The organism is Rhizomicrobium sp. (genome assembly GCF_056722145.1).
Genome location: NZ_JBWZET010000200.1, coordinates 19,543 through 30,497 on the forward strand (window position 1 = coordinate 19,543; position 10,955 = coordinate 30,497).

11 protein-coding genes are annotated in these 10,955 nt (G+C 61.5%); 3 read left to right on the top strand and 8 right to left on the bottom strand.

Translation table 11 applies throughout. The features are described from left to right. Nucleotides 1-111 precede the first annotated feature (111 nt). The gene (locus AC1P6P_RS10455) at nt 112-2,370 is read left to right on the top strand and encodes a TonB-dependent receptor (RefSeq protein ID WP_481402379.1); all 2,259 of its coding nucleotides are present in this window, start codon (nt 112-114) and stop codon (nt 2,368-2,370) included. A 1-nt stretch (nt 2,371) separates the two neighbouring features. Here AC1P6P_RS10455 and AC1P6P_RS10460 read toward each other — a convergent pair whose 3' ends face one another. Then, nucleotides 2,372-3,241, bottom strand: a complete 870-nt coding sequence (locus tag AC1P6P_RS10460; RefSeq protein WP_481402380.1) for an IclR family transcriptional regulator domain-containing protein — start codon at nt 3,239-3,241, stop codon at nt 2,372-2,374. Nucleotides 3,242-3,321: 80 nt separating this feature from the next. Here AC1P6P_RS10460 and AC1P6P_RS10465 point away from each other — a divergent pair, with 80 nt between their 5' ends. Continuing rightward, entirely contained in the window at nt 3,322-4,035 is a 714-nt protein-coding gene (locus AC1P6P_RS10465; protein WP_481402381.1) for an alpha/beta fold hydrolase, read from the top strand. Nucleotides 4,036-4,267: 232 nt separating this feature from the next. Here AC1P6P_RS10465 and AC1P6P_RS10470 read toward each other — a convergent pair whose 3' ends face one another. The 5 genes from AC1P6P_RS10470 to AC1P6P_RS10490 form a co-directional block, all read right to left on the bottom strand. Continuing rightward, entirely contained in the window at nt 4,268-6,619 is a 2,352-nt protein-coding gene (locus AC1P6P_RS10470) for a PAS domain S-box protein (RefSeq protein ID WP_481402382.1), read from the bottom strand. Further along, the gene (locus AC1P6P_RS10475) at nt 6,619-6,891 is read right to left on the bottom strand and encodes a circadian clock KaiB family protein (protein WP_481402383.1); all 273 of its coding nucleotides are present in this window, start codon (nt 6,889-6,891) and stop codon (nt 6,619-6,621) included. Before AC1P6P_RS10475 ends, AC1P6P_RS10470 begins: the two co-directional genes overlap by 1 nt. 10 nt (nt 6,892-6,901) lie before the next feature. Beyond that, nucleotides 6,902-7,225, bottom strand: coding sequence for a circadian clock KaiB family protein (locus AC1P6P_RS10480; protein ID WP_481402384.1), 324 nt, complete (start codon nt 7,223-7,225; stop codon nt 6,902-6,904). Continuing rightward, nucleotides 7,222-8,637: a circadian clock protein KaiC gene (gene kaiC, locus AC1P6P_RS10485; RefSeq protein WP_481402385.1), complete on the bottom strand. Its 1,416-nt coding sequence runs from the start codon at nt 8,635-8,637 to the stop codon at nt 7,222-7,224. Before kaiC ends, AC1P6P_RS10480 begins: the two co-directional genes overlap by 4 nt. A gap of 843 nt (nt 8,638-9,480) precedes the next feature. Then, the gene (locus AC1P6P_RS10490) at nt 9,481-9,693 is read right to left on the bottom strand and encodes a hypothetical protein (protein WP_481402386.1); all 213 of its coding nucleotides are present in this window, start codon (nt 9,691-9,693) and stop codon (nt 9,481-9,483) included. Between the two features lie 264 nt (nt 9,694-9,957). Between AC1P6P_RS10490 and AC1P6P_RS10495 the strand changes: the two genes are divergently transcribed. Next, nucleotides 9,958-10,284, top strand: coding sequence for a hypothetical protein (locus AC1P6P_RS10495; protein WP_481402387.1), 327 nt, complete (start codon nt 9,958-9,960; stop codon nt 10,282-10,284). 35 nt (nt 10,285-10,319) lie between these two features. Here AC1P6P_RS10495 and AC1P6P_RS10500 read toward each other — a convergent pair whose 3' ends face one another. After that, the gene (locus AC1P6P_RS10500) at nt 10,320-10,565 is read right to left on the bottom strand and encodes a hypothetical protein (protein WP_481402388.1); all 246 of its coding nucleotides are present in this window, start codon (nt 10,563-10,565) and stop codon (nt 10,320-10,322) included. Then, nucleotides 10,552-10,848, bottom strand: coding sequence for a hypothetical protein (locus AC1P6P_RS10505; protein WP_481402389.1), 297 nt, complete (start codon nt 10,846-10,848; stop codon nt 10,552-10,554). The genes AC1P6P_RS10500 and AC1P6P_RS10505 overlap by 14 nt, the downstream gene beginning before the upstream one ends. Nucleotides 10,849-10,955 lie beyond the last annotated feature (107 nt).

Here is a 10,955-nt window from a genome sequence, read left to right on the forward strand (position 1 = left end):
TCGCATAGCGAAATTGACTTCGTTTTCCGAAACATTCACATTTTGAGGAACGGCAAGTCCGCGTCAGCCGGACGGGATCCGGCGCCGAGCGCCGAAACGGGGAAGCGTCACATGACACAGACCAAGTCACTCTTCTGGCGTTACGCGTTGAGCACCACCGCATTGATCGGTTCGTTGTGTGCGGCAACACCCGCCGATGGTCAGGAAAGCGGCGGTGCAAGCGGCGCCGAAACGCTGGCCGTCGAAACGGTCACCGTCACCGCGCGCGAGCGCAAGGAAGACATCCAGAAGGTGCCGGCCCAGGTCACCGCCTTCACCTCCGAAACCATCGAAAACAAAGGCGTGCAGACGCCGACCGATTTTCTTTCCGCCGTGCCGAACGTGACCTTCATCCCGACCCAGAATGCCGGCACCAGCTTCATCGTGATCCGCGGCATCTCGCAGGCGCGCAACAGCGAACCCTCGGCGGCGATCGTCGTCGACGGCGTGCCGATGACCCAGCCGGCGGCCTTCAACCAGCAACTCCTCGACATCGAACAGATCGAAGTGCTGAAAGGGCCGCAGGGCGCGCTCTACGGCCGCAACGCCATCGGCGGCGCCATCCTCATCACCACAAAACAGCCGACCGACACCTGGGAAGGCCAGTTCACCGCCGGATACGAGAACGGGCCGGGCTTCCGCGTTCAGGGCGTCGTCAGCGGCCCCTTGACCGACACGCTGCGCGTGCGCGCCGCCGCCTCCTATTTCAATACCGACGGCCATCTCATCAATGTCGACACCAAGGATCAGTCGGCGCGCCACATGGCCGATCCGGTCAAGGACTTCAACGGCAAAGTGACCTTCCGCTATACGCCCGACGACCATTTCGTCGCCGACCTGCGGCTGTCGGTGGATCTGCTCAATACCCGCGGTCTCTATTACGTCGTGCCGCCGTTCGGTTCGCCCGACTTCAACAATCCGAACTACGTCAGCCAGCCGATCAACCTCAACAACGCGGGCAAGAACGACCGCAAGATCTACGACGTGTCGCTGAAGCTCGATTATGACACCGATGCCGGCACCTTCACGTCGATCACCGCCTATTCGACGATCTGGGAAATCCTCACCGGCGACGGTTATCCCTTCGATCCCTTCGGCCAGTCGCGCGTCAATTTCGATTTCGACCAGAGCCAGTTCCTCAATGCCAAAACCTTCAGCCAGGAGCTGCGCTTCACCTCGCCGTCCACCGACCGCTTCCGCTGGATCGCCGGCGGCCAGATGTTTCTGACCAACCGCTTCATCGCCACCGGCAACATGTTCGACGTCGCCGACGAAGGCGTGGTGCCGATCTACTACACGCCCAATCCGCCGGTGTTTCAGCCGCAAGGCCAGGTCTCGTTCCTCTCGGACGGTCAGAACCAGTTCGCCTGGGCGCTCTATTTCGACACCTCGACCAACATCACCGAGGCGCTCGAATTGTCGGCCAACTTCCGCTTCGACAGCGACTACCGCCGCAATGTCACCAAGACGCCGCAGGTGTTCCTCACCAACGCGGCGATTCCGGGCGCCACCGGCGACGAGCGCCACCACACCTGGAGCGCCTTCCAGCCACAAGTCGTGCTGCGCTATCAGCTGACCGATGCCATCAACGTTTACGGCAGCTGGAGCCGCGGCTTCCGTTCCGGCGGCTTCAACCAGACCGGCGTCGCCACCGCGGCCAGTGCCGCCGGCTTCGACAATGTCGGCGACATGTTCAACGCCGAAACCGCATCGACCTGGGAGGCCGGCGCGAAAACCACCTGGCTCGGCGGACGGCTGCTGCTCAACGGCAGCTTCTATTACACCACCGACCACAACGATTATTACTTCGTCTTCCTGGCATCCAACTCGACCCAGAATCTCGGCAACATCCAGGGCGTGCGCTTCATGGGCGTCGATCTCGATGCCACCGCGCAGATCACCGACGAACTGTCGCTCAACGCCGGCTTCGGCTACACCGATTCCCGCATTACGGATTTCCCCGGCGCGTCCGGCCCGTTGGTGGTCGGCTCCAAGGCTCCGCTGGTTTCCGACTACACCATGAACGTCGGGCTGCAATACACCCACCCGCTCTGGAACGGCGTTTCGGCGCTGATCCGCATCGACGACAATCTGATCGGGCCGACGGTGTTCGTGATTCCGGTGCCGGCGGCAGGCGAGCCCAATCCGATCGCGCGCAAACCCGTCAACCTGTTCGACCTGCGCATCGGCCTCAAGGGCGACGGCTGGGACGCGACGGTGTGGTCGAAAAACCTCTTCAACACGAAGTACAATACCGAATATTCGACCGGCGGCTTCCTGTTCAAAGGGCAGCCGATGACGTGGGGCATCGATCTGGTGAAGAGGTTCTAGATCAGTCGGGATGGACCGAGCGCAACAGGAACGGCTGGCGGCGCAACGCGGTTTCGATGAAACGGGCGGCGTTGCGCAGCACCGGCAACCGGGTGCGGACCAGTTCCTCCTTGCCGACGCGCGATGTCGCGGTGGAACAATTGATCGCCGCCATGGCGCGCCCCGCCTCGTCGACGATCGGCACCGCGATCGAGATCAGTCCGTAATCAAGCTCGTCCTTGATGGCGGCATAGCCCGTGCGCCGCGCCTCTTCCAAGATTTTGCGCAGCTCGGTTTTCGACGCGACCGTATGCTCGGTAAAGCGGACAAAACTGCAGGTGTTGACGTAATGCGCCCTGACATCGTCGGCCTCGAACGCCAGAATCGTCCGCCCCATGCTGGTGGCATACGCCGGATAACGGGTGCCGACGCCCGCCGCCAGCCGCACCATCCGGTTGGTCGAGACGTGGACGAGATAAAGGATGTCGTGGCCGCTCAAGACTGCGAGCGAGGAGGAGTCGCCGGTCTCGTCGCGCACCGCCTGCAGATGCGGCCGCACCAGTTCGCCCAGGCTCATCGAATCGAGATAGGCGGACGCGAAGCTCATCACCTCCGGCCGCAGCAGGAACTGGCGGCGGTGCTTGGCGACATAGCCGAGCTTGACCAGGGTATTGAGGCAGCGCCGCGCCGCGGCCGGCGACAGATCGGTCGCCTCGGCCACTTCGCTGAGGGTCATCTGCGGCCGCTCGCGCCCGAACGAGCGCAGCACCGAAAGCCCGCGTTCGAGTGTGGAAAGATATTCGCTGTCGTCGTGCCGATCATCGCGCAGCGCGCTGTCTTCGACTTGGGCGGGACCGCGCTTGCCGGTCGTCGGCGTAATTCGTTTTTCCATGTACCGCACTCGAATGCTGTGAACGCTGATTTCGATATACGAAAAAGTCGCCGGTTTTAGAAGATGGAGATTGCCGGACGATGAGTCAAACCCTGTTGCTGCTTCCCGGCATGTTATGTGATCGGGACTTTTGGCGCGCGCAATGCGAGGCCCTGGCGGATCTGGCGACTCCGGCGGTGGCGTCGTACGGGCTGGCCAATTCCATCGCCGACATGGCGGAGCGGGTTTTGGCGGCCGCGCCCGATAGCTTCGCACTGGCCGGGCACTCGCTGGGCGGGCGTGTGGCGTTGGAGATGGTCAAGCGGGCGCCGCAGCGGGTTCAGCGTCTCGCCCTGATCGCCACCGATTATCGCGGTCACGAAAGCGCCGCGGCGCGGGCAATGGAAACCTTGAGCCGGCAGCGCCTGTTGGCGAGCGGCCGCGACAACGGCATGGAGAAACTCGCCCGGCACTGGTTCATTGGTCAGATCGCACCGGCGAAGGCCGGCAATGCGGCGTTGATCGAGGCGATGACGGCGATGGGAGCGCGCCATTCGCTGGCGCAGCTGGAAGCGGAAATCGATGCCGGCCTCAGCCGCCAGGACTACACCGATCTGCTGCCGACCATCACCTGCCCCACCCTGCTGTGCGCCGGCGAAAGCGACTGGCTGCGCCCCGCCGCGCTTCACGCCGACATGGCCGCCCGCATTCCGCACGCCCACCTCGTGATCATCGCCTGCTCAGGCCACATGGTGGCGATGGAACAACCCGAAGCCCTGACCGCCGCGATGCGCGAGTGGCTGGTCACGGAATAGATCAGTCGGATGCGGCGTGGCGATCCAGACCGTCACGCGTCCCCCAGCAGGCCGGCGAACAAGGCAATGATTGGCTCGACGAGATCTTCGCCCTGGGCGCCCAGTTGGCTCAAGGGACCGCAGGCTAAGTTCAGATCATACCCAACCGTCAGCATATGAATCAGCTGCCGGCGCACCTTCGGGCGGCGCGAAACTCGGTGTTGCGACTGGCCGCAGGAGCAACTTCATGCGACTACACTTCCGGCTTTGCCGGCAGCGTAAAATAGAACTGCGTGCCGCCGCCGGGATTCGGCACGGTATCGATTTGCCCCGCATGCGCTTCGATAATGGAACGGCTGATCGAAAGTCCAATTCCCATCCCGCCGGGCTTCGTCGTTGCGAAGGGCTGAAACAAGCGCTCGCGTATTTCGGACGGAACGCCCGGGCCGGTGTCGGTTACGGTCACGATAACGGCCTTGTCGAGAGCCGGCCTGGTCACGACCGTTACAGTCCGTTCCACCGAACCGTTGACCGCGTCGATCGCGTTACGCAGCAAATTGACCATCACCTGCTCGATCTGAACGCGATCCACCTCGACAGGGGGCAGATCGGGCGCCAGATCCAAAGTCGTGGCGATGCCGTCGCTCTTGGAGCCGACCAAGGCGAGCGCGACGGCATCCGAGACAATGGCATTGACATCTTCCAGCGCCCGCCGAGCGTCGCGCTTTTCCACGAAATCGCGCATGCGCCGAATGATTTCGCCGGCTCGGATGGCCTGCTCCGTTGCCTTGCTGATGCTATCCTGCGCCTTTTCCAAGAACGCCCCATCCGGTTTCGCAATCAGCCTCTTGGCCACATTGGCATAGTTGAGCATAGCGGCCAGGGGCTGATTCAGCTCGTGCGCGATTCCCGCGGATACCTGGCCAAGTTCGTGAACACGGGCGACATGCCTGAGTTGCTCGTTGAGCGACACAATGCGCTCGTGCGAAGCGCGCAAAGCCTCTTCCGTCCGCCTCTTCTCGGTGATGTCGCGAATTATCTCAAGCACGCGCGTTGCGCCGTTATCGTCGCGAATGAGCTGTTGGCGCGCGGAAACGACGACCTCATTTCCGTCACGCCCGCGATGAACCAACTCCCCCTCCCACACGCCATTTTCGATCAGATTTGCCCTGACCTCGGGCCACGGTTTCGGGAATTTTGTCGAAAGCAGATCGTGCGTGACGCGCCCCACCGCCTCCTGCTCGGTGAAGCCGTACAACTTTTCAGCACCGTCGTTCCAGGATTCAATGGCGCCGTCGAGATGCCAAACGATGATCGGATCAAAGGAGAGCTTGAGCAGGTCCGCCTGCGTTTTCAGCACATCCTGTATCCGCCGTTGCTCAGTGATGTCCGTATTGGTTCCGAACCAGCGAACCACATTTCCGTTCTGATCGCGCAATGCCCTGATGCGCGTCAGAAACGGACGGAATACGCCATCGGAGCCGCGAATGGGAAAGACCATATCGAACGGTTGGCCCGTTGCGATGGACGCCCGCCAACGCTCCAAGACTGCGGGCAGCACGGCCGGGTCGTGCACTGAGGTCCAGCCCCACCCTTCCATCTGCTGTGGGGTTGTTCCGGTGTATTCGTACCAACCGTCGTTGTACCAAAAGATTCCGCCGTCGGCGTTAGCCATCCAGCACAGCAGTGGTATCGCGTTGGCGAGCGTGCGGAACTGGCGTTCGCTATCCCTCACCGCCACCTCGGCAATCCTTGTTGCTGTAATATCGCGCGTGATTGCGGCAACTCCGGCGACAACTCCCGTATTTTCGCGGATAGGCGCCAAGCTGACGACGATGTACCGGTTTTCGCCGTAGCTCGGTGCAAATTCGGTTTCGAAGCTGACCGTTTCTCCGTGCAGCACCCGGCGCAACATCCGCTGACCGTGCTTATGAACATCAGGGGGAAGCAAGATGTCCATCGGCGCATCGATGACGTCTGCGGCCCTCAGGCCGAACAGCTTTTCTGCGGCGGGATTCCAACTCTTGATCTTGCCATTCTTGTCGATCGCAAAAATTGCATCCGCCGACGATTCTACGATGGCCTCGTGCAGAATACGCACGCCCTGGCGGCTGACGTCGGTCAGGACGATGCAATGCACGACGACGCCGTCCATCTTGACGGGCGAGGAGGACATCAGAACCGGCAGTTCGCCAGACGTGGCGCGGAGATTGACCTCCCGACCCGCTTGCGGCTCCTCGATCAATTGCTCGAACGTAGCTTCGGCGCAATCAACCATGTCGCGCAACGACCGGCCGGTCAGCTTCTCTCGCCGCTGTCCGATCATTCCCGCGAAGGCGGCGTTGCAGTAGAGAATGATGCCGTTATCGGCAACGGTCAGAGCGCCTTCGGCCATTTGGTCGATCAATAGCCGGTACGGCTCGTCCGCGCTTTTCAGCGTGTAAACCGCGGGACGTCCCTCGCGTTCCACCACAAGCGCATCGACCTCGCCACCCCGGATCGCGCGCAGCAGTTCTTCGGCGGAAGCCAGCTTCGCCTTCGTCTCTTCCAGCTCATGCCGAAGAGATAGGTTCTGTTCGTCGTTGTTGATCGACGCCGCGGACATCACACCTTTACTACTCTTACCAGGAGGTCAAGGTCCGACATGTCGCCGAACATGAGGCGCACCGGAACCGGCCGGTAGCGAACCAGAGTCGGGGAAACAACGACATTGGCGGGTTCGGCGCGTTCGGGGTGCTCGTAGAGATCGACAATCTCCAAATCAAATTCGCCGCTGAGTTCTTTGTCACAAAATATCCGGACGTTTGCGACCGCGCGCAACGACCGCGGCGTATTACCCGTCACGAAGAGCGTCAATCCGTAAGGCATGTCTGCCATGAATACGCCTTCAGTTGTTGTTCGCACGCTGCCTTATATCGAGCCCTACAAGAACGCGGTCTTCGTTCGACAAGTCGCCGATGATCTTCTTGATCGGTTCGGGGAGACGGCGGACCAACGTTGGAATAGCCAGAATCTGATCGCCTTCGGCCAGTTGCGGCTGTTGCAAAAGGTCGATCACTTCGACCGAGTAGCGGCCTTTCAGATGTTCATTGCAGATCCGGCTGAGGTTTCGAATTGCGCGAACCGATCTTTCGGTCTGCCCCGCCACATAGAGCCGCAATTCCCAAAACTCCTCGGGCACTTCATCGTTCGGTGGCAGGGTCCCGCTCACGCCTTGGCGCTCGCGTCGGGCATATCTGCAAGGCGAACGCCGTCATTGCTCATTTCGATCTGCCGTACCTGGGCGGAATGCGCCATGCCGCGGGATTTCACGACATAGAGCCGCCTTTCGAGATCGTGGGCCGACCGCATGTTTTGAACTTTGATCCAGGTATCCATCAACGAGGAAATTCGCAGTTCCGGATTGTTGTTCTCGCCCCCCTGCAAAGATGTGAACAGCGCCGTCGTTCCTAGTGACTTGAAATAATCCACCAGGCGCAACACCATGACCTCCGTCTGCGCCTCCGTGCCGCTCGCCAATAACGCCGACAGCGGATCGACGACGACAGCGGCGGGCTTGAAGTCCTGTACCTCCTTCAACATGAGCGAAAGGTGCAGTTCCAAACCGTGCAGGCTGGGTCGGGACGCGAGGCAATGCAAGAGGCCCTTGTCGATCCATTGCTGCAGATCGAGCCCGATGGAGCGCATGTTGCGGACCATCTGAAGCGCGCTTTCCTCAAAACAGAAATAGGTGCAGCGCTGGCCGCGTCGACAGGCTGCGTCGGCGAAGACGGCTGCCAGGGTCGTCTTCCCTGTGCCGGGCCCGCCGCCCAGAAGAATGCTTGCCCCCTTGTAAAATCCCTTACCCTCCAACATGGCGTCGAGAGTGGGAACGCCGCTCGACACCCGTTCGCTGGGGGCGTCATGGTCGAGCCGGAGCGAAGTAACAGGCAGGATCGTAATGCCGTCCTTGTCGATCAGGAACGGGTACTCGTTGGTCCCATGTACGGAGCCGCGATACTTCACGACCCGAAGCCGGCGAGTGGAAAGCTGCTCGATGACGCGGTGATCGAGGACGATCACGCAATCGGAAACATACTCCTCGATCCCGTTGCGGGTGATGCCGCTGTCGCCGCGCTCCGCCGTGATGATCGTCGTCAACTCACGATCCTTGAGCCAGCCGAACAGGCGCGTAAGCTCGGAGCGGATAATCCCGACGTTCGGAAAACCGGCAAAGAGGGAATCGATGCTGTCGAGAACGATCCGCTTGGCCTTCACCTTTCCGATGGCGTGATCCAGACGAATGAACAGCGCTTCCAAATCATAATCGCCGGTTTCGTGGATCGCCTGGCGGTCAAGGTGAATGTGATCCATCGCGAGCAACCGCTGCTCTTGCAGGCCGGCAAGATCGAAGCCGAGCGAGGCGACGTTTGCCGCCAAATCCGAAATGCGCTCGTCGAACGAAACGAACACGCCGGGGTCGCTGTGGTCGCGCGCGCCATGCACAAGGAAGGTCGTTGCCAATAGCGTCTTGCCGCACCCTGGCCCGCCACAAACGAGCGTCGGCCTGCCGGCCGGCAATCCTCCGCCAGTCAGTTCGTCGAGTCCTGCGATTCCGCTTGGCGTTTTGATTACGGGCGTCATTGCGCGATCATCCACAGCCGTTCCTGCCACACTAGCCGGAGTTGAATCGTCCCGAAAGACACACACGGTATCGCGGTGATTTATTCTCTGCAGTAGGTTCCCTAAGGGAACTTTTGGCGGGTTCAAGGCTGAAGCGACAGCCAAACCGGCCGGTTTCCGGTCCAAGCTCGGTCGCGCGTCGCTCCATATTGCCGACAAGCGCAATCCGCCTGCCCTGGCCCTCAATGGATCAAATCCCGGCCGCACATTGCAACGCGAACTGCGCCACCGTTCCGGTTCAGATGCCGATCATCTTCACAGTGATGTGTGCAAAGCCGTTACGACAGGAGCCCGCAACGCCATGCCAAGGAGCGACCGGATCCTCAAGTTGGCAGCTCATCGAGTCCAACGATCAAGCATTGCTTGAGGGTTGCCTCGTGCAACGCCGGCTCGCCTCAGAACGGACCGTAATACAACCGCCCCTCGTCCCCCAGCAGTTACTGCACCCGCCACACCTTCGCAACGACAGCCCTGATGGCTGGGGTCAATCTGGCGTACATCGCTCGGCGACTTGGCCACAAGGACACGGCGATGTTGTTGAAGCACTACGCGCGCTGGATCGACGGCGCCGATCGAGGCGCCGAAGCGCGCAAACTCGATGCGGCATTTAATTCCATTTGGTCCCGAGGGCGATCACCCTCAATAAAATTAAGGACTTAATGGCGGGAGCGACGGGGCTCGAAACTGTTCTCCCGGAACAAAAAGAGCCCGTTTCCTGCGGCCTTCCGCGGAAAGCCTGGATTTCGACTCCCGTGGAGTCCCATGGGCTACCGGAATTTGTACCAGAATTTGTACCAAGCCCTTTCAGACCCAATGCACCGGCGCCGAAATCACCGCCTCGTCCGCATGGCACATCTGACACCGGAAGGCCGTCACCGGCTCGCGGAGTTTGAGGTCGCGGGCCCGCCGCGACATCTTCATCAGCCCCCGGGTCCAAAACATCTTCTCGTGCCCGCACCGAAGGCAGCGGACATAGACCGTCAGGTCAGCCATCGCCGCCTGCTCCACCGTGTCCACCGGCCCTCTGTATCGCCTGAAGCCCATAAGAACAGTTTGAGAACAAGCCGGGCTGAGGAGTCCAGCCGCTAGCCCTGGCGTATGTGGCCAGTGCACGCCCCACCAAGTCTTGAACTCGCCCCGGCGGCAGAAATGCGCTATACCGCAGGTTGCCACGGCAGCCGCAGGCGTGGAGACGCAAACCGGCCCTGGCGCGTGTGTCACGACGGCCGAGAAAAGGCCGCCTATGGCGGGCCTCTGGGAGGCCGTGGGAAGGGGCAGCCAATGACGACGGCAACGACGATTCTGAACGGCTACTATTTCGCGATCATTGCCCTCGCGGTCGCCGCTGTCGCCGGCTACTGGGTCAGGGAGACCGCGCGGACCTGGGGAATGCACTGGCGCGACGGCGAGGCCTGCCCTCATTGCGGCAAGCCGCTGGAGCTCGGCCGCGGCAGCTCGCTTCTGACGTTCGGCCGGCCGGTCGCCTGGCTGCGGTGCTCGGGCTGGCCCAAATGCGATTTCTCGACCCGGCGCGTAGCCGCCTATCCCGAGCCCGCAAACGAAAACGCCCGGCGGGCATCCCCACCGGGCGTTCTGTCAAGGCGATAGGCCGAACCGTCAACCGGATCAGCGATTCGGTAAAGTCACGGGATTTTCCAGAACAGCTTCACTAGACCGATGATTGCGGCGACGAAGGTCGCGATCGCGCCGATCGCCGCGAAGATGCCCATGAGGAGGCGCTTACCCCCGTTCATCTGGTCGAGAACGGTTCGGATAGCGCGGATGTCTGCCTGCACGATGTCCATGCGCTTGGATTGGTTGTCCATCGCCTCCTCGAGGCGCGCCAAGCGCTCGCGATAAACCGCATGTGGTTCGTCACCGTTTGCCATTGGCGCCCTCCATATTCTTGGTGTTGCCGGTCAGCTTGACTCGCAGTTCGTCGTAGAACGACTGCCAGGAATGGGCGCATCGGTCCTTGGCCTTCGCGCTGGTCCGCTGGTCACCTATCGCCTTGGCCGACTGCGCCTTGTCCAGCGCCGTCCCAGGTGCGCCCGGAAGATCAGGAACCTGCTCTTCGGTGCATTGGCGCAGGCCCTGCGGGGCGTCGTCCAGCTGCGGCGTGACGGCTTCAATGGATTTGGCGCAGCTCGTCAGCGAGATCAGCAACAACACACACATCGCCCGCGTCAGGGCGCGCTTTGGCTTCTTCGGCAACATGGGTGACCACCTTCTTGTTCTGGGTGTCGATTTGTTTGTCCGCGTCGGTGCGTGCTTCCGAG